The sequence below is a fragment of the Methylobacterium brachiatum genome (assembly GCF_020523825.1).
In the GTDB taxonomy this organism is placed as follows: Bacteria; Pseudomonadota; Alphaproteobacteria; order Rhizobiales; family Beijerinckiaceae; genus Methylobacterium; species Methylobacterium brachiatum.
The window spans coordinates 21,670-39,968 of record NZ_JAJALK010000006.1 but is presented as its reverse complement, the minus strand read 5'-3'; the positions used below and the strand labels follow the sequence as shown (position 1 = coordinate 39,968).

Below are 18,299 nucleotides of genomic sequence, written 5' to 3'. Positions count from 1 at the left end.
CCGACCGCCGAACCGCGCGTAGCGGCTCTTCTATCTACGCGCTGACCCTCAGGGTGGAAGGCCGCGGCCTAACCCTCAATCGATGCCGCGCAGCATCAGCGGCTCGGCGACCATCTTCACCGGCTTGCCTCGGCCGATCAGGATCGCCGCCCGGGAGCGCTCCGGGTCGTCCTCGAAGCGGGTGCGCACCCAGCTCGCCAGGAACTTCACGTATTCGGATGCCAGGAGCTTGGCCGCGGGCGGGCTCTGCCACCAGCGGTCGGCGTCGAGACCCTCGGTGACGACCGGATGCGGCAGGATGCGGTCGCTGTCCTGGAGGGCGTGGTCGAGCTCGATCAGGGTGCGCGGCATGTGGTAGTTCGAGGTCACCACCGCGACGGTATTGAAGCGGTGCGCCCGCATCCAGCGGCGGGTCTCGATGGCGTTGCCGATCGTGTTGCGCGCCCGGTAGTCGAGATCGACGCAGCAATCGATCAGGGCGCGCTGGGTCGGGTTGAGCCGGGCGATCTCGTCGCGGCTGGTGCGCTCGTTGACGCCGGTGATGAGCAGGCGCCGGCCGTAGCCCCCGGCCAGGAGGTCGATCGCGTCGCCGATCCGCTGCGCCCCGCCGGTGAGCGCCACGATCCCGTCGGCCCGGTCGGCCGGGCTGCGCTCATGGCGCGCCAGCGTGGAGACGAAGATCAGGAAGCCCGCAAACAGCGCCAGGGCAGCGAGGCCGGCGCCGAGGCCGCAGGCCCACAGAGCGAAATGGCCGCGGGGCCGGTCCGCCGCGGGGGCGCGGTGCGGATGCGCCCACTCGTGCCAAGCCCAGCCGAGGGCGTCGGTCGGGTCGGGTGCCGGTGCGCGTTGCATCCGCGTGGTCATCCTCCGGAGGATCGGCGTCGATTGCGGCGGCCCGGAGGCAGCACGATCGGCCCCCTCCACACCGCCGCGATAACCTTTCTCAACCGTTAACGTTTCGCCGCGACCCCCTGTTTCCCCTGCGCGCCCATGTCGTTAGCCGGGCTCCCATGCGCGTGCGGGAGACGGCGCGTGTCACGGCCTGCCGGGCCAATGTGTGATCGACGAAGCCCGCCGGGGCGGGAGGGCCTGCGCGCAATGCAGGCGGTGAGGCAGGGTTCCGTTCGGCCGCACGGGCCGGGGCGTCGCGGCCGTAGCACCCCCTCGATCAGGACAGGAACCGCCGGACGGTGATCCGCGAGACGACGCCCGTGACCAGCGAAGCGATCACCCCGATCAGGATCACGCTGGCATAGCCGCGCAACCCGACCTGGAAGGCGCCGAACAGGGCCTCGACCTCCTGGCCGGCCGGGCCCGAGCGGGCCGCGCGCGCCAGCAGCCCGGCGACCGCGAAGGCCAGGATCGCCAGCCCGGCGCCGATCGCGCCCCCGCGCAGGCCGAGCCCGAAGAACCGGCGCTGAAAGGCGCGGGCGATGTAGTCGTCGTCGGCACCGACGAAGTGGAGCACCTCCACCACCTCGCGGTTGCCCGCCATGGCGCCGCGGGTGGCGAAGGTCACGGCGAGGCCGGTGGCGACCAGCACCAGGATCACCATCCCGACGCCGATCCCCACGAAGGCGTTGGCCGCGGTGGAGAGCCGCTGGAGCCAGAGCGCGTGGTCGTCGAGGCTCGCCACGCCGGGCAGGGCCTCGGTGAGGCGGGTTCGCAGGCGCTTGAGATCCGCGCTCCGGTTGTCGGCGAGCTTGAGGGCGATCAGGCGCGGCACCGGCAGGTCCGACAAATCGAGGCCGCTGCCGAGCCAGGGCTCTAGAAGCCGCTCGGCTTCCGCCTTGGAGAAGACCCGCGCCTCGGCGATCCCGGGCTCGGATTTGGCGATGGTCTCGGCCCGGGCGACGTCGGCATCGACGTCCCGACCGGGGCCGGGCCGCACCTGGATCGTCACCTCCTGGGCGACGTCGCCCTGCCATTGCCCGGCATTGGTGGCGACGATCTCGGCGGCGCCCGCGCACAGGCCGGCCAGAAAGGTCAAGATCGCGATGACCGCCGCGAGCGAGCGGCCGGCCGCGGTATCGGTCGGGACCAGGGCGGCGTTGCGGCGCAGATTGGTCGGCAGGCTCGGATCCGCAGGGCCGGACGGGGACTCGGCCTGGTTCCGGGTGGTGGCCGGTGCGCTCATTCCTCGATCCGCAGCCGGCCTTCGCCCAGCACCATGCGGCGGGCGTCGACGGCGTCCATGATGCCGAAATCGTGGGTCGCGATGATCACCGAGGTCCCGAGCTTGTTGAGTTCCAGGAACAGCCGCAGCAGCCGGCGGCCCAGCCCGGGATCGACGTTGCCGGTCGGCTCGTCGGCGAGCAGCAGGTCCGGCCGCGCGATCAGCGCTCTCGCGATGGCGGCACGCTGCTTCTCACCGCCCGACAGGAGCGGCGGCAGCGCGTGCATGCGCTCGCCGAGGCCGACCCAGCGCAGCAGCTCGACCACCTCGGCCCGGTAGCTGGTCTCGGACCGGCCCTGGACGCGCAGCGGCAGCGCCACGTTCTCGTAGGTGGTGAGGTGGTCGAGCAGGCGGAAATCCTGGAACACCACGCCCATGCGCCGCCGCAGGCCGGTGAGCGCCTTGGCCGAGATGCCGCTGACCTCCTCGCCGAAGATCGACACGAGGCCCCGGGTCGGGCGCACCGACAGCAGGATCAGGCGCAGCAGCGTCGTCTTGCCGGCGCCGGAGGGACCGGTGAGGAACTGGAACGAGCGCGGCGCGATCCGGAAGCTCACGTCCGACAGCACCTCCGGCCCGAGGCCGTAGCGCATGCCGACATTCTCGAACTGCACAACCGGCCGTTCCGCGCCGGGCAGCAGGCTCTTCATGCTCGCCTGTACGTTCAAAGCCGTGCCGGGTCTCGCCGATCCATCGCTCGCCAATCGCCGGATGGGCGGGCGTTTTCAAGGCCAGCGCAGTTTCACCGACGCTTAACCCTGTTCGGGCACGGTTTCTCAACTGATTTTGCCGTCGGGCTCCGGTCTGTCCGATCGGAAACGGCCCTTGATGGAACGAATGGCGCGCGTATGCTGATCGTCTGCCCGAGCTGCGCGAGCGAGTACCGGATCGAGTCCGGCAAGGTCGGGATGGAGGGCCGCTCGGTCCGCTGCGCCGCCTGCCGCGAGACCTGGTTCATCAGCCCGGCCGACGTTCTGGCGGGCCACGAGGCCGAGCTGGCCGAGCGGGAAGGGGCGGAGCCAGACCCGGTCGCCGATGCCGCCTGGCAGGAGGCCGCGGCCACGGTCCGGGCCGCCTCCGAGACGTCCGACCCGTCGCCCGCCCGGCGCCGGGTACCGCCGCCTCCGCCGCGCGCGACGGGCTGGCGCGGCATTCCCGGCCTGTCGCCGTCGCTCGCCGTCGGGCTGACGCTGCTCGCCGCGCTGCCCCTGATCTGCCTGGCGCGCACCAGCGTGGTCCGGATGGTGCCCCAGAGCGCCGCCCTGTTCGCCCGGGTCGGGTTGCCGGTGAATGTGCGGGGTATCGAGATCCGCGACGTCGTGGCGTTCAGCAACCCCGCGGAGGATGGCCGACCGGCGGAACTGGTGATCGAGGGCGACCTCGTCGGCGTTGCCCGGACCGACGTTCCGGTCTCGACCCTGAGTGTCGAGATCCGCGACGCCGCCGGCCGGGCCTTGCGGACCTTCCCGGTCGCCGCGCCCCGGGCGGTGCTCGGCGCGGCCGAGACGGCCCGGTTCCGCGGCAGCCTGGTGAGCCCGCCCGCCGCCGGACGCGCCGTGGTGCTGCGCTTCGCCGACGCCCAACCGGCGCGCGACGTGCCGCGGGCAGGCACGGGCAGCGACTGAGCGGAGGCGCGAGGGGCCGCGCCCGTCCTGCTCCCGCGCGGATCGTGGTCGCGCGGCCACAGGCTTCCCGGATGTCGGCTGACCCGGTCGCCCGTTCTCTCCGCGCTGGGGCGGCCGACGGCCTGGCCCACCCGGCCGGAGGTCCGATCACCTTGTCAGGATATTAGGTGGTCAGGTTTCAGAGCGCGTTGCCCTCAAATCAATTCCGTCAATACAAATATAAAGCAAAATTTATTTAGTTAAACCCGCAATGTTTCGTTGGTCGGGATCAAATTTCCCGCATGTTCGGCTGAGAAAGCTGACAGGCACTTGCTCAGAGCCTAAATGTCGAGCAACGTTGCCATCCTTTTGCCCTGATAAGTCGGCTAAAACCCATGCACAGGCTCTGAAAAGGCGTTGTTCACGACGCTTCGGGTCTTTTGAGAGACCTGCGCATCGCTATTGCTTATCGATGTCGGATCTGAAACTCTAGGTGTGCTGCGGCCTCGGCAGGCAGCCCCGCGTGCTCGAATTCAAGGTTGTAGGGCCAATCTGCCGTGAGCGCCAAGACAACGGTCCCGGTCTTTTTCGGAACGACAGAATCCGTCGAGCCGAAGCGGGCGTTCGATTACTGGCGCAGTACGGTCATCACCGGCACGGACCTGGCGCAGCCTGATTCGGAGAAGCCGTTCGCGGCGTCCCGCCTGGTCGCCTCCTCCAGCCATGGGGCGATCTTCCACACGAACAGCAGCCCCTACATCCTGGAGCGCAGGCCGAGCCACATGCGCCAGGATGGGCGCGACGAGGTCGGCATCATGCTGATCGTCCGCGGCAACGGCTATCTCGAGCAGGTCAATAACGGGTCGCTGCTGGGTCCTGGCGATATCAGCTTCCAGACCTGGGGCCGGCCCGGCTCCGCGGCGGGCCTGACCGATTTCGAGGAGATCCGGCTCACGGTGCCGCGGGCCACCTTCCTGGCGCATGTCGGCAATGTCGACGATTTCGCCGCCCGCAAATTCGCCGCCGGCCCGCTCAACGAACTCTTCGCCGCCTATCTCAAGGCCTTCGCCGGGTCGGTCACCAAGATGTCGGACGCGGAGACCGGCATCGCCGTGGAGGGCGCGCTGCACCTGCTGCGCGGCGTCATCACCAGCCAGAACGCGCGGGCCGACGGTGAGCTCTCGGCCAACGCGCTTCGCTCCCTGGCGCTGGCGCGGATCGAGCATCGGCTGCACGATCCCGAATTCGGTCCGGACGCCCTGGCGGCGGATTTGCGGATCTCGCGCAGCCGCCTCTACGCGGCCTTCGCCGGCGGAGAGGGGATCGCCGCCACGATCCGCGACGCGCGGCTCGATCGTGCCCATGACCGGATCGTGATGATGCGCAAGGCGGGCGCCCGCATCGCATCGATCATGGCCAGCTGCGGCTTCACCGATCCGGCCGCCTTCAGCCGCGCATTCCGCCAGCGCTTCGGTTGCTCGCCCCGCGACCTCCTCGCCCAGGGTGAGTGACCGGGCGGGCGCGGCATCGACCGAGCGCGGCCGATCCCGCGTGCGGCCCGGCACCGCGCCGGCCGGAGGGCTGCCGCATGACGGTGCGGAGGCCGGCGCCAGCGCGGCAGACCTGGCGGATCGGACCTTTAACCGATTGCGCGAAGCTGCCGAATCTGAAACGCCGATGCGACTCAAGCGTATGCCGGCAAGAGTTTCGGCCGGCTCGCGCGTTGCGAAGCGAGGGCACGGTGCGTGTCAAAGGTAAAGTCCCGGTCCTGTTCCAGAGTACGGACGACGTAGATCCAAGCAAAGCGTTCGAGTACTGGTGTGATACTGTCTTGCCGGCCGCGGACATCGCGCCCTTCGACACGGTCATGCCCTTCTCGGCCAGCCGTATGATGGCGGTCTCCGCCCACGGAACGATCATGCGCACCGTCAGCGGCCCGATCGATGTCGAGCGCACGGCGCGCCACATCCGCCGCGACGGGAGCGAGGAGATCTCGATCATGCTGATCGCCGCGGGGCGGGGCTATGTCGAGCAGGGCAATAACGGCGCTCTCCTGCGGCCCGGCGATCTCACGTTCCGCGCCATGGGCCAGCCCGGCGCCGCCGGCAGTCGGGACGGCTACGATGAGATCCGCCTGATGGTGCCGCGTGCCGCCTTCCTGGAGCAGGTCGGCAACCCGCAGGACGTGGTCGGGCGCAAGCTCGGCGATACGCCGCTGAAGGGGCTGCTGAAGGCCTATCTCGGCGCGCTGGCGTCGTCCGTGTCTACCATGTCGGAGGCGGAGACCGGGATCGCCGTCGAAGGCGTGCTGCACCTGCTCCGCGGCGTCATCCACGGGCAGGCCGGGTCCGCGGAGGGCGAGCTCTCGACGGAGGCGGTGCGCTCGCTGGCGCTCGCCCATATCCAGCGCCGTCTGCACGAGCCCGATTTCGGCCCGAATGCCCTGGCCGCCGCCCTGCAGATCTCGCGCAGCCGCCTCTACGCCGCGTTTTCCGGCGGACAGGGGATCGCCGCCACGATCCGTGACGCGCGGCTCGACCGCGCGCATGACCGGATCGTGATGATGGGAAGCGCCGGCGCCCGGATCGGGTCGATCATGGCCAGCTGCGGCTTCACCGACCCGGCCGCGTTCAGCCGCGCCTTCCGCCAGCGCTTCGGCTTCTCGCCGCGCGACCTCACCGCCCAGGGGCGCGGCTGGGGTGCCGTCCAGAACGGCGGCTACCGGTCCGAGGATACACGGCGCCTGCCTCTGCGCGCGTAGCAGAGCAGCTTGGCGCAGCCCGCAAGTGCCGGGTCTCCGGATCGGCCCAGGTCCGGGCAGCCTGTCGCGCGCTCCGATCAGATCCGACCGCCGCGCGGATCGGTGACCGGATTCCCGGATACCGTTGCCGCACCCGCCGCATCCCTGGCCGAGCCGGCGACGCGCTGGACGAGCCGGATCGCCGCGACCCCGACCCGGGCGACCCGGATCTGACCCGGCAGCTGCCGCGGGCCGATCGGACGGTACGCCAGGCGCGGGCTGGCTCGCTCGGCCTCCGCGATGGCCTGCCCGAGTGGCAGCGCCGCGATCCGGTCCGCCTCGATGGGCGGGATCCCGAGGGCACGCGCCCAGGCCCGGTCTGTGCGCAACCGTCCCGCACCGTGCAGGCGCCGGAACTGCCGACGCCAGAGATGGCGGCGCACGACCCGGGGGAACGTCTCCATCCGGGCGTCGCAGAGGGCGTCCGGCTCCTCGCAGCGGGACCGGATCGTGTCGGCGACGCCGCCCGGGGCGCGGCCGGTAAGCCGGGCCGAGATCGTCACGCAGACATCGGTCGCGTGCCGGACCCGTAAACCCTGCTCGATCAGCCGGGCGATGAAGGCGCCGTCCTCGCCGAGCGGGATTTCCGGCATGCCGCCGACCGCGCGATAGGCGGCGCGGGTCACCGCCAGCGTCGCGCCGATCGCGGTCCGATGGCAGGGCCAGGGATCGTGCGGGTCCGGATCGATCCGGGCTTCGGCCTCGGTGATCAGGGCGTCGTAGATATCCTCGAGGCGCCCGCGGGCCGGCAGCGACGGCGGCAGCAAGGCGGCTTCCGCGGCGTCGAGCTCCACCCGGCCGGCGACAGCGTCGGCCCCGGCCTCGATGGCGGCGCGGTTGCGGGCCACCCAGTTCGGCGGCACGCGGCTGTCAGCATCGGTGGACAGGATGATCCCCGCATTCCCCGCATCCCCGAGCCAGGCCGCCGCGGAATCCATGGCCCGGCGCCGCGCCCAGCCGGCATGCGCGCCGGAAAAATCCTCGCTCTCCACCCGGACCGGGATCGACAGGGTCGGCACCAGCCGCGCCACCAGGGCGTCGGTCCCGTCCGTGCAATTGTTCAGGAACAGCACCAGCCCGAGGCTGCCCGGGGCGAGCCCGACCTGCGCGTCGACGGCCCGAAGGCAGGCCTCGATCCGCTCGATCTCGTTGCGCACCGGGATCGCGATGATCGCGCTGGGCACGGACTCGGCTGGCTGGGTGGTGGGCGTCACCGTCTATGGTCTCCGTCTGACCCCTCGCGGACGGGTCCGCGCGGGGGCGCTTCGCCTATGCCGCATGCCGCCTGAACGAAACCGGAAGGTTTTGGCGCTTGCAGGCAGACGTCTCCGGTCTGGGTCCATCCCTAGGGCGTCGGCAAAGCTCGGGCGACATCGCGGTTTCCTCGCATCGCCGATTGCCGGACCGCGAAGGAAACTCCGGCGGATCGCGGAACCAGGGGGCTGTCTCGCTCCGTCACACCAGGATGGGCGCAGGCGAGATGTCCGGGCTCGGCGGACGTTCAGAGCGCCTTTTCCAGCAAGCCCTCGATCCATTCCGGCTGGGTCTCGCCCACCGACCGGCCGGTCTCCGTCGCGCCCTTGAAGACGATGAGCGTGCTCTGCATCCGGGCGTTGAACCGGCGCAGCAGATCCTTCTGGCTGTCGAAGTCGATGTCGAAGATCTGCAACTCCTTGAAGCGCGGCTCGGCGGCGAGCTTGGCCAGGATCGGCTTCTGCGTCTTGCAGATCGGGCACCAGGGCGCGCTCACCGCGACCAGGATCGGCTTGCCGCCCTTCTGCGCCGCCTCGAAGGCCGCGGCCGAGAACGGCGTCGCCTCAGCGGCCTCGGCCGGCGTGAGGCAGGCGGTGAGGGCCAGGCAGGCCAGGGCAAGGACGCCGCGACGGCACGTCATTATGGGATTCCTCCGGCGGCACCGACTGTTATCGTCCTTCGGCGTCCACCCGACCGTCGTTACACGAAAGCGGCGGGAACGCTTCCGCGGTCGCGCGCCTCCCGCGAGCCCGGCGCCTCACATCATCGAGAGGCCTCGCCCGATCGGTCCTGCTCGACCAGGTCCGCGATGTCCTGCGCATCCACCGCATCCATCGGCCGCCGGATCCGCAGGGCGCGCGTCGGCGCTCCGGCCCGCATCACCAGCACGATGGTCTCCATGTCGGGGCAGCCGGGATCGGCGCAGGCGATCTCGTTAACTGCCAGCGCATCCGCCTCGGTCAGGCCCAGAGCGCCGATCAGGTCCCGTTTCAGCCGCGCCGCGATCTCCGCGCGCTCGGCCGAGCGCGCGCGCCACGCTTTCAGACTTACGAAAGCCATGCCGAATGGTCATCCCTCTGGCGAAGGCCGCTCTGCTATGCCCGTCCCACGGGGACGCGATGCGATTCGACCGAGCGCGATCCGATCGTGTTGCGCCTTTCAGGGGACCTTGCAAATCGCCCGTTGCGGAGCGTGTCGTCCTGCGCTGAACAGGGCGGTGGGAGTTTTGTGAGAGGCTCTCCTTCGGGTCAAGCAGTCGGCCCCCGATCGTGACCGAAACAAACGACGTGCTCGACCGTAATGCCTGCGCGCGGGCAGAGGACATGAGAAGTTGCGACCCTGGCGAGACGGACCGGGCGACCGGCGGAGCTATCACCACGGGAACCTCAAAGAGGCCCTGATCGAGGCCGCACGCCGGTTCATCGCCGAACGCGGGATCGGCGGTTTCGCGCTCGTGGACGCCGCCCGCCTTGTCGGGGTGACGCCGGCTGCCCTGTACCGGCACTTCCGTGGCCGCGAAGCGCTGCTGGAGGAGCTGGCCGGGCGGGGCTTCGCGGAACTGGCGGCGCGGCTCGCCCGGGCATTGACCTCCCGGGGCACGCCCCTCGAACGCTTCACCCGCATGGGCGAGGCCTACCTGGCTTTCGCCGAAGAGGAGCCGGCCTATTACGCCGCGATCTTCGAGACCCGGGGCATGCCCGCCGAGCCGTCCGACACCGATGCGCCGCAGGGTCGGCCATCGCCGTTCGACCTGCTGGTCGAGGCGCTGCAGGCGACCTTCGCGGACGGGTTCGGGGGCGTCGCGCCCCGGTTCATCGCGCTCGAAGTCTGGGCGCTGGCGCACGGCATCGCGACCCTGTCGGCTGCCGGGCATCTGCCGCGGGGGCCGGGCTTTCCGGACAAGTACGAGCTTCTGCGCGCCGGGGTTCTGGCCCTGGTCCACGGCGTCGCGCAGCCCGGCGGACCCAGGAACGCGGTCTGACGACCGGACCCGGGACCGAACCCCCGCCCGTATCGGGCCCCGTCACGTTTCGCAGAGGTGCCGCCGACGCGTCGCGATGGCGATCGCGAACACGGCTGCCCGGCCTTGAAAGGCCGCCAGAGCACCCGCATGTTAACTCCGTTCACATGAGCAGCGGAGCCAAGCCGTGACCACGCAATCCTCCTCTCCCTGGGCGACCGGCAAGCTCTGCCGCTCCGGCCCATTTCCCCGTCGTTCCCTCGAGATCGGCGCGATCGTCGTCGGCTTCATCTACTGGTGGCCGGTCGGCCTCGCACTCGTCGCCTGGAAATTCGCGGGTTACCCGGCCTTCGCCGAGATGCGGGACGCCGCGCGCCGGGGTGTCGCCGGCTTCGAGGGCGGTGGCCGTTCGGCCTCCCGCTTCGCCCGTGCCTTCGAGGCTGCCAATCGCGGTGGCACCGGCAATGCCGCCTTCGACGCTTATCGCCGCGCCGAGCTCGACCGGCTCGAGGCCCAGCGCAAGGCGCTGGAAGACGAGAGCCGTGCCTTCACGGATTTCGTCGAGGAGCTGCGGCGGGCCAAGGACCGCGAGCAGTTCGACGCCTTCATGGCCAAGCGCCGGAGCGAGGGCGGTTCCTTCACCGCCTGATCGCCCCTTTCGGGCGGGACCCGGCCAACACGCCGGGTCCCGCCCGAAATGCCTTACGCCGCCCGCACCGTATTGAGGAAGCGGGAGACTTCCGCCGTGAGATGCTCGGACTGGCGCGACAGTTCCGAGGCGGCATCGAGCACCTGCGCCGCCGATCGTCCCGTCCCCTCGGCGGCATCGGCGACGCCCGCGATGTTGCTGGTGACCTCACCGGTGCCCGCTGCCGCCTGGGCGACGTTGCGGACGATCTCCTGGGTCGCCGCGCCCTGCTCCTCCACCGCCGCCGCGATCGAGGTCGCCACGGTGCTGATTTCCTGAATGCGGGTCGTGATCGTGCCGATCGCCGTCACGGCCTGACCGGTGGATGCCTGGACCCGGGCGATCTGCCCGGCGATCTCTTCCGTCGCCTTGGCGGTCTGCTCGGCGAGCGCCTTCACCTCGGAAGCCACCACAGCGAAGCCCCGGCCCGCATCGCCGGCCCGGGCCGCCTCGATCGTCGCATTCAGGGCCAGCAGGTTGGTCTGCCCGGCGATCGAGGAGATCAACCCGACGACATCGCCGATCCGGGCCACGGCGCTGCTCAGCTCATGCACCAGCGCGCTGGTCTGCCCGGCCTCGTCGGCGGCGCCCTGAGCGAGCTTGGCCGAGCTGTCCATCTGCCGCCCGATCTCCTGGACCGACGAGCCCAGCTCCTCGGCGGCGGCCGCCACGGTGTTGACGTTGCTCGCCGCCTCTTCGGCCGCCGAGGCCACGGCGTCGGACTGGGCCGACGTCCGCCCCGCCATGGTCGACATCGCACTGGCGGTCGCCTGGAGTTCGGTGGCCGATGACGAGACCCGCCCGATGATCCCGCCCACCGCCTTCTCGAAGTTCTCGGCCATCTGACGCAGGGCCGCCTTGCGCTGCTGCTCCGCGGCGACCCGCGACTGGGCCGCCTCCGCTTCGAGCGCGCGGGTGCGGATCAGGTTGTCCTTGAACACCTCCACGGCGGCAGCCATCGCGCCGATCTCGTCGCGCCGCTCGCGCGCGGGCACCGCCACGCCGGTATCGCCGCCGGCAAGCCGGGACATGACGTCCGTCATCCCTTGGATCGGACGTGAGATGCGCAGCAGGGAGAAGGTCGCAGCCCCGAGCGCCGCGACGACCGAGAGGATCACGTTGACCCAGGCGGCCGCGGAGGCCGTCTTGGCCCGCGCGACGGCCTCGCCGACTTCCCGGTTCGCGTTCCGCTCGTTCAGGGCGACCAGGCGGGAGAGCGTGGCCCGGGCATCGTCGTAGATCTTGACGGTGTCGGCGCCGCTGAGCAGGGCCAGCGCCTCCGCCTGCTTCCCGGAGGCGATCATGCGGCGCATCTCGCCATCGACCCGCTCGTAGCGGCTCCAGAGATCCGCGAATGCGTCGTACAGGCTCCGCTCGTCGGCGCCCGAGATCAGAGCCTCGTAAGCCTTCCGACGCTCGCTGAGCTGCGCGAGCGTTGCCGCAAGCTGAGCCTCGCCGGCGCGCAGGTGCTCGGGATTGTTGGAGAGCGTCATCAGACGGAACTGCTTGATACGCACCTCCGAGGTGGCGACCTCGACCTCGTTGATCCGGGTCACGGACGGCAGCCAGTTGCCCGCGACGTCCGTCATCGACTGCCGGATATCGGCCAGCTCGATGATCGATAAGCTTCCCTGTCCCACCGCCATCAGTGCAAACAGCCCAAAGATCGCGGCAAGTGTCGTTTTGAGGGAAACGGTGAGGCGCATGGCTGTGACCGAGTTCACGGGGACGGCGCCAGCTAGCAGCCCGTGGTTCTCTTTGGAAAGACCTTGGCGGAGGTGAGTCCTGTTTAATCCGCGGCCTGACGAGAAATTTATCCGCTCTGCTAATATTAGATGTGAATGGTTATTTTATTGCATTCTATGGCATTGAGGGTCGTATTCGAAAATTGTGTTTCTCGGGTTCGAAATATCCTTACGCTTCGCTCAATCAAATTCGATTGGACCTTCCGAGACGAAGGAGAAAATATTTTTGACATGCCGTGGCGGGCGCTCGCCGCAAAGTAGTACGAACTCGCCACCGCACGACTTGCGCACAATACCTGAACCGGGCGGACCCGCCGCATCGTCGCGGCCCGAATATGCATATTCGCGCCGCTCGACGTTGCACCTCGGTGCACGCTCCGGCATTCCTGCCCCGGCGGAATGGAGGGATGTGCGATGCCGACGGGTCGGGTCACGGTGGTCGATCACCCTCTGGTGCAGCACAAGCTCACCTATCTCCGGGACAAGGACCGGTCGACGAAGGGTTTTCGCCAGCTGCTGAATGAAATCGGCATGTTGCTGGCCTACGAGGTCACGCGGGACCTGCCGCTGGAGCCCGTCACCATCGAGACGCCGATCCAGCCGATGGAGGGGCGGCAGATCCAGGGCAAGAAACTGGTCTTCGCTCCGATTCTGCGGGCCGGGATCGGTTTTCTCGACGGGATGCTGTCGCTCGTCCCCTCGGCGCGGGTCGCCCATATCGGGCTGTACCGCGACCCGGACACGCTCGAGGCGGTCGAGTACTACTTCAAGGCGCCGTCCGATCTCGCCGACCGGACCGTGCTGGTGCTCGATCCGATGCTTGCCACCGCGAATTCCGCCATCGCGGCTCTTAACCTGCTGAAGGCCCGGGGCGCCTCGGACCTGCGCTTCGTCTGTCTGCTGGCGGCCCCGGAAGGGCTCGCCAAGTTCCAGGCCGCGCATCCGGATGTCCCGGTCTGGACGGCCGCCATCGACAGCCACCTGAACGACCACGGCTACATCGTGCCCGGACTCGGGGATGCTGGCGACCGGATGTACGGCACCCGGTAGGTCCGCGCTCCCGGCGCGGTCGCCCGCAGAGGACGATCGCCGTTCCGGCCGGTGTTACTCGTTCCGGCCGGATGCACATTGTATTCACCTCGACGAATGCTACAAAAATCGTCCGACCCCCGATGCGACGCCACAAGCCGCACGGCCCGGAGGAGGAAACAGCATGGCGATGGATCGCAGCGTGACGAGCCGGGCTCTGGCCCTGCTGGCGGCCGCCGGACTCTTGGCCGCGGGTGAGGCGCGGGCGGCCGACCCGATCCGGATCGGGGTGATCGCCGAGGCGCAGTCGGTGGTCGGTGCCTCGATCCCGCAGGCGGTCCAGCTCGCCGCCGACGAGATCAACGCCAAGGGCGGCATCGACGGCCGCCAGATCCAGGTGGTCTCCTACGACGACAAGAGCTCGGCCTCCGACGCCGTCCGGGCGTTCCAGCGCGCGGTCTCGGAGGACAAGGTCCACGTCGTCATCGCCAGCTACATCTCCGAGGTCGTGCTGGCCCTGATGCCGTGGTCGGCCCGGCTCAAGACCCCGATGATCACACCGGGCGCGGCCTCCAACGAGATCAGCCTCGCGGTCCATAAGGATTACGCTCGCAACAAGTACACCTTCCACGGATACCTCACCTCCGCAGCGTTGGCGCAGTCGATCTGCGACTCGACCAAGGACATGCTGCTCGACCTGATGAAGGTGAAGACGGCGGCGATCATGAGCGAGGACGCCGCCTGGACCCGCCCGCTGGATGCCGGTTACGAGAAATGCCTGCCCGAGATCGGCGTGAAGGTCGTCGACCACATCCGGTTCTCGCCGGATACGGGCGACTTCACCCCGATCTACAAGAAGATCGAGGCGGCCAAGCCCGACCTGATCGTCACCGGCATCTCGCATGTCGGCGTGCAGCCCACCGTGCAATGGCGCAACCAGCAGGTGCCACTGGCCATGACCGGCATGAACTCGCAGGCGACCTCCTCGACCTTCTGGGCCAACACCAATGGGGCGACCCAGGGCGTCATCTTCCAGAGCATCGCGGTGCCGGGCGCCGCGATCACCGACAAGTCGCTCGCCTTCAGCGAGGCGTTCAAGAAGCGCTTCGGCAGCGATCCGTCCTATGCCGGCTACATGGCCTACGATCAGGTCTACTACACCGCCGACGCGGTGAAGCGCGCCGGTAGCACCGAGGCCGACAAGCTGGTCGACGCCTTGGAGAAGACCGACTGGGTCGGCACGGTCGGCCGCACCCAATTCTACGGCAAGGACGAACCGTTCACCCACTCGATCAAATACGGGCCGGGCTTCGTCACCGGCCTGATGGCGCAGTGGCAGGACGGCAAGCAGGTCGCGATCTGGCCGACGAGCCTCGCCCAGGGCAAGATCGTGCTGCCCCCGTCCGTCAAGGCGGCGGCGCGCTAGGCTCACGCTCCGGGGGCGCGTGCTTGCCAAGCGCCCCCATTGCCGCAAGTACAGCCGGACCGCGCCTCCGGGCCCGGCCTGGAATTCGCACGCGTTGAGGATGCTTCGATGGCCAGCACTGCCCTGCCCGAGACCATGCGCCGGATCCATTTCACGGGACCGGGCGGGCCGGAGGTAATCGCCGTCGAGACGGCGCCGCTGCCGAGCCCCGGGCCGGGAGAGGTGCTGATCGAGGTGGTCGCCGCCGGCGTGAACCGCCCGGATGTGATGCAGCGCGCCGGCCTGTACCCGCCGCCGCCCGGCGCCACCGAGATCCCGGGCCTCGAAGTCGCCGGCCGCGTCGCCGCGCTCGGCGAGGGCGTCGACGCTCTTACGGTCGGCGAGGAGGTCTGCGCCCTGGTGATCAGCGGCGGCTACGCCGAATTCGCGGTGGCCGAGGCGTCCCATTGCCTGCCGCGCCCGAAGGCCTTGTCGCTGGTCGACGCGGCCGGTCTGCCGGAGACCTTCTTCACGGTCTATTCCAACGTCGTGCAGCGCGGTCGGCTCGCCAGGGGCGAGAGCTTCCTGGTGCATGGCGGGTCGAGCGGCATCGGCGCCACCGCGATCCAGATCGCCAAGCATGTCGGCGCCCGGGTCCTCGCCACGGCGGGCTCGGCCGAGAAGTGCCGGTTCTGCGAAGAGCTCGGGGCCGAGGCGGCGATCGACTACAAGCAGGCGGACTTCGCCGAGGAGATCAAGCGCCTCACCGACGGACGCGGCGTCGACGTGATCCTCGACATGATCGGCGCGAGCTACCTCGCCCGCAATCTCAAGTCCCTGGCCCCCGACGGCCGGCTGGTGATGATCGCCCTGATGGGCGGGTACAAGGTCGACGGCCTGAACATCACCCCGATCATGCGCAACCGCCTGACCTTCACGGGCTCGACCCTGCGGCCCCGCCCGAAGGCCGACAAAGCCGCGATCGCCGACGGGCTGCGCAGGGATGTCTGGCCGGAGCTCGAGGCCGGACGGATCCGGTCCGTCACCCACGCCACATTCCCTCTCGAGCAGGCCCAGAAGGCTCATGCATTGATGGAGTCGAGCGCCCATCTCGGCAAGATCCTGCTCACCACCGGTCGTTGACCGGCGCGATCGGCAGGAACCCGCTTCGACGGCGCCGCGTTGGCGGCCGGTAACGAAATCGTGTCGCGCGCGCCGCGGTCGAGCGGGAGGAACTGGATATGGCCGAGAAACTCAATCAGCAGGAGAGCCGGCAGGGTGAGCGCGGCAAGCCCGTGCTGTGGGTCCTGGTCGCCAGTCTCGTCCTCCTGGCGATCGCGACCGTGGGCTTGCTGACCTGGAACGGCGCCAACTCGCCGAAGGATTACGCCAGCCAGAGCCAGGACGCGTCGCGGCGCGAAGTGACCGGCTCGGTCAACGGCCAGTCCGGCGGCGCGACGCCGTCGAACAGCAGCGCGGTCCCGGGCGGCAACCCGTCCTATCCGCAGCCGGCCCAGCCGAACGCGAATGGCGGCACCGCGAAGTGAGGGGGTGATGAGGGGCGGCGCCCGGCGCCGTCCCGCCTGACGATCGATGCCGGCGCCTCAGCGCGTCGGGATCGGCGTCGGCCCGCGATAATCGTAGAAGCCGCGCTTGGCCTTCCGGCCGAGCCAGCCGGCCTCGACATACTTCACGAGAAGCGGGCAGGGCCGGTACTTCGAATCGGCGAGCCCCTCGTAGAGCACCTGCATCACCGACAGGCAGGTATCCAGGCCGATGAAGTCGGCGAGCTGAAGCGGGCCCATCGGGTGGTTCGCGCCGAGCTTCATGGCGGTGTCGATCGACTCGACCGATCCGACGCCCTCGTAGAGCGTGTAAATCGCCTCGTTGATCATCGGCAGCAGGATGCGGTTGACGATGAAGGCCGGGAAATCCTCCGACATCGTCGAGATCTTGCCGAGCTTGGCGATGAACGCCTTGGCCGATTCGTAGGTCGAATCCTCGGTGGCGATGCCGCGGATCAGCTCGACGAGCTGCATCACCGGCACCGGATTCATGAAGTGGATGCCGATGAACCGCTCCGGCCGGTCGGTCGCCGCAGCGAGCCGGGTGATCGAGATCGACGACGTGTTGGTCGCCACGATCGCGTCGGGCCGCAGCGAGGCGCAGAGGCTGGAGAAGATCTCGCGCTTGGTCGCCTCATTCTCGGTTGCGGCCTCGATCACGAGGTCGGCCGGGCCGAGATCGGCGAAGCTGTGGGCCGGCTTGATCCGGGCCCGGATCGCCTGGCTCTCGGTCTCGTCGATGGTGCCCTTCGAAACCAGCCGCGACAGGCCGCCATCGACCGCGGCCAGGCCGTTCTCGAGCCGGTTCGGGTCCCGGTCGTTCAGCAGCACATCGAGACCCGCGGTGGCGCAGACCTGCGCGATGCCGCTCCCCATCTGGCCCGCGCCGATGATGCCGACCCGCTTGATCTCCATGTCCATCTGTCGACCTGTGCCCCCATACGGACGTTGCTGCGCGACTGCCCAGAAGGGGGTCGACTGCGCCAACGCCGCGGCCCGTGCGGAGACGGGCCGTCCCAGACTTCTAGACCATTCTTGTTCGCAGAAGGAACCCGCGGAAACGCCTGCGGCGACAATGCTGGCCCGGTGAACCCGGCCAGGCCAGCCTTGTCGTTACTGGCCCTTCGCCTTCCCGATCTCAGACTGCAGATCTGGCACAACCTGAAATAGGTCTCCGACCAGGCCGTAATCCGCGACCTGGAAGATCGGTGCATCCTCGTCCTTGTTGATGGCGACGATGACTTTCGAATCCTTCATCCCGGCGAGGTGCTGGATCGCCCCGGAGATGCCGACCGCCACGTAGAGATCGGGCGCCACGACCTTGCCGGTCTGGCCGACCTGCCAGTCGTTCGGCGCGTAGCCGGCATCGACCGCGGCCCGCGAGGCGCCGACCGCCGCGCCCAGGACGTCCGCCAGCGGCTCGATCAGGGCGTGGAACTTCTCCGAGGAACCGAGCGAACGGCCGCCCGAGACGATGATCCGGGCCGAGGCCAGCTCCGGCCGGTCGGACTTGGCGATCTCCTCACCCTTGAAGGTCGAGCCGCCGGCTTCCGGCGCCGCCGCGGAGACGGCTTCGACGGGAGCGGCCGCGCCGCCCTCTTCGGCCGCCTTGAACGCCGCGGTGCGCACGGTGATCACGGTCTTGCCGGCGGGGATCTGGACGGTCTGGATGGCATTGCCCGCGTAGATCGGCCGCTCGAACGTGTCCGGCGCCACGACCTTGATGATGTCCGAGACCTGCGCGACGTCGAGCAGGGCGGCCACACGCGGCAGGACGTTCTTGCCCGTGGTCGAGGCCGAGGCGACGATGATGTCGTAGGGCCCGGCGATCGAGGCGATCAGCGCCGCCACGGGCTCGGCGAGGTCGTGGTCGTAGGCCGCGTCCTCGGCGTTCAGGACCTTCTCGACGCCGTCGAGCTTGGCCGCCGCCTCGGCCACCGGCTTCGAGCCGCTGCCCAGCACGAGGGCGTGGACCGGCGCGCCGATAGCCTTGGCGGCGGTCAGCGCCTTCAGCGTGCCGTCCTTGATCTGGCCGTTGCCGTGCTCGACGAAGAGGAGAGTCGTCATGTGCGC

18 protein-coding genes are annotated in these 18,299 nt (G+C 69.4%); 9 read left to right on the top strand and 9 right to left on the bottom strand.

The features are described 5' to 3' along the window. Positions 1–75: 75 nt before the first annotated feature. The 3 genes from LGR69_RS15400 to ftsE all read right to left on the bottom strand — a co-directional run bounded on the left by LGR69_RS15400 (position 76) and on the right by ftsE (position 2,826). Positions 76–852 carry a YdcF family protein gene (locus tag LGR69_RS15400; protein WP_230366550.1) on the bottom strand — a complete coding sequence of 259 codons (777 nt, stop codon included), beginning with the start codon at positions 850–852 and terminating at the stop codon, positions 76–78. A gap of 316 nt (positions 853–1,168) precedes the next feature. After that, positions 1,169–2,137 carry a cell division protein FtsX gene (locus LGR69_RS15395; protein ID WP_230366549.1) on the bottom strand — a complete coding sequence of 323 codons (969 nt, stop codon included), beginning with the start codon at positions 2,135–2,137 and terminating at the stop codon, positions 1,169–1,171. Further along, a complete protein-coding gene (gene ftsE, locus LGR69_RS15390) occupies positions 2,134–2,826 on the bottom strand; it encodes a cell division ATP-binding protein FtsE (protein WP_007568691.1) in 693 nt (230 codons plus the stop codon). Before ftsE ends, LGR69_RS15395 begins: the two co-directional genes overlap by 4 nt. Before the next feature lie 198 nt (positions 2,827–3,024). On the opposite strand from ftsE, the gene LGR69_RS15385 reads away from it, so the two are divergent. From LGR69_RS15385 to LGR69_RS15375, 3 genes are all read left to right on the top strand, one after another. Further along, complete coding sequence (locus LGR69_RS15385; protein ID WP_230366548.1) at positions 3,025–3,801, top strand: zinc-ribbon domain-containing protein; 777 nt, start codon at positions 3,025–3,027, stop codon at positions 3,799–3,801. 536 nt (positions 3,802–4,337) lie between these two features. Continuing rightward, entirely contained in the window at positions 4,338–5,291 is a 954-nt protein-coding gene (locus LGR69_RS32050) for a helix-turn-helix domain-containing protein (protein ID WP_007568695.1), read from the top strand. A 320-nt stretch (positions 5,292–5,611) separates the two neighbouring features. After that, the gene (locus LGR69_RS15375) at positions 5,612–6,541 is read left to right on the top strand and encodes a helix-turn-helix domain-containing protein (RefSeq protein ID WP_230366547.1); all 930 of its coding nucleotides are present in this window, start codon (positions 5,612–5,614) and stop codon (positions 6,539–6,541) included. A gap of 77 nt (positions 6,542–6,618) precedes the next feature. On the opposite strand, the gene LGR69_RS15370 is transcribed toward LGR69_RS15375, so the two are convergent. From LGR69_RS15370 to LGR69_RS15360, 3 genes are all read right to left on the bottom strand, one after another. Then, a complete protein-coding gene (locus tag LGR69_RS15370) occupies positions 6,619–7,794 on the bottom strand; it encodes a glycosyltransferase family 2 protein (RefSeq protein ID WP_230366546.1) in 1,176 nt (391 codons plus the stop codon). A 287-nt stretch (positions 7,795–8,081) separates the two neighbouring features. Continuing rightward, positions 8,082–8,474, bottom strand: coding sequence for a thioredoxin family protein (locus LGR69_RS15365; RefSeq protein ID WP_122162830.1), 393 nt, complete (start codon positions 8,472–8,474; stop codon positions 8,082–8,084). A 122-nt stretch (positions 8,475–8,596) separates the two neighbouring features. After that, positions 8,597–8,893: a hypothetical protein gene (locus tag LGR69_RS15360; RefSeq protein ID WP_007568703.1), complete on the bottom strand. Its 297-nt coding sequence runs from the start codon at positions 8,891–8,893 to the stop codon at positions 8,597–8,599. A gap of 271 nt (positions 8,894–9,164) precedes the next feature. Between LGR69_RS15360 and LGR69_RS15355 the strand changes: the two genes are divergently transcribed. Then, the gene (locus tag LGR69_RS15355; RefSeq protein ID WP_230366545.1) at positions 9,165–9,815 is read left to right on the top strand and encodes a TetR/AcrR family transcriptional regulator; all 651 of its coding nucleotides are present in this window, start codon (positions 9,165–9,167) and stop codon (positions 9,813–9,815) included. 166 nt (positions 9,816–9,981) lie between these two features. Continuing rightward, on the top strand, positions 9,982–10,443 hold the full coding sequence (locus tag LGR69_RS15350) for a DUF2852 domain-containing protein (protein WP_050735374.1): 462 nt from the start codon (positions 9,982–9,984) through the stop codon (positions 10,441–10,443). 53 nt (positions 10,444–10,496) lie between these two features. Here the strand turns inward: LGR69_RS15350 and LGR69_RS15345 are convergent, their stop codons facing one another. Beyond that, complete coding sequence (locus LGR69_RS15345) at positions 10,497–12,188, bottom strand: methyl-accepting chemotaxis protein (RefSeq protein WP_230366544.1); 1,692 nt, start codon at positions 12,186–12,188, stop codon at positions 10,497–10,499. A gap of 453 nt (positions 12,189–12,641) precedes the next feature. Between LGR69_RS15345 and upp the strand changes: the two genes are divergently transcribed. The 4 genes from upp to LGR69_RS15325 all read left to right on the top strand — a co-directional run bounded on the left by upp (position 12,642) and on the right by LGR69_RS15325 (position 16,208). Next, positions 12,642–13,277 (top strand): uracil phosphoribosyltransferase, encoded by a 636-nt coding sequence (gene upp / locus LGR69_RS15340; RefSeq protein ID WP_230366543.1) that lies wholly within the window; start codon positions 12,642–12,644, stop codon positions 13,275–13,277. 163 nt (positions 13,278–13,440) lie between these two features. Further along, positions 13,441–14,682, top strand: coding sequence for an ABC transporter substrate-binding protein (locus LGR69_RS15335; RefSeq protein WP_230366542.1), 1,242 nt, complete (start codon positions 13,441–13,443; stop codon positions 14,680–14,682). Between the two features lie 108 nt (positions 14,683–14,790). Continuing rightward, entirely contained in the window at positions 14,791–15,804 is a 1,014-nt protein-coding gene (locus tag LGR69_RS15330; protein ID WP_230366541.1) for an NAD(P)H-quinone oxidoreductase, read from the top strand. A 98-nt stretch (positions 15,805–15,902) separates the two neighbouring features. Next, the gene (locus LGR69_RS15325) at positions 15,903–16,208 is read left to right on the top strand and encodes a flagellar basal body-associated FliL family protein (RefSeq protein WP_007568717.1); all 306 of its coding nucleotides are present in this window, start codon (positions 15,903–15,905) and stop codon (positions 16,206–16,208) included. A 57-nt stretch (positions 16,209–16,265) separates the two neighbouring features. On the opposite strand, the gene LGR69_RS15320 is transcribed toward LGR69_RS15325, so the two are convergent. Both LGR69_RS15320 and LGR69_RS15315 read right to left on the bottom strand, forming a co-directional pair. Continuing rightward, entirely contained in the window at positions 16,266–17,147 is an 882-nt protein-coding gene (locus tag LGR69_RS15320; protein ID WP_230366540.1) for a 3-hydroxybutyryl-CoA dehydrogenase, read from the bottom strand. Between the two features lie 192 nt (positions 17,148–17,339). Beyond that, the gene (locus LGR69_RS15315; protein ID WP_230366539.1) at positions 17,340–18,293 is read right to left on the bottom strand and encodes an electron transfer flavoprotein subunit alpha/FixB family protein; all 954 of its coding nucleotides are present in this window, start codon (positions 18,291–18,293) and stop codon (positions 17,340–17,342) included. Between the last annotated feature and the right edge of the window lie 6 nt (positions 18,294–18,299).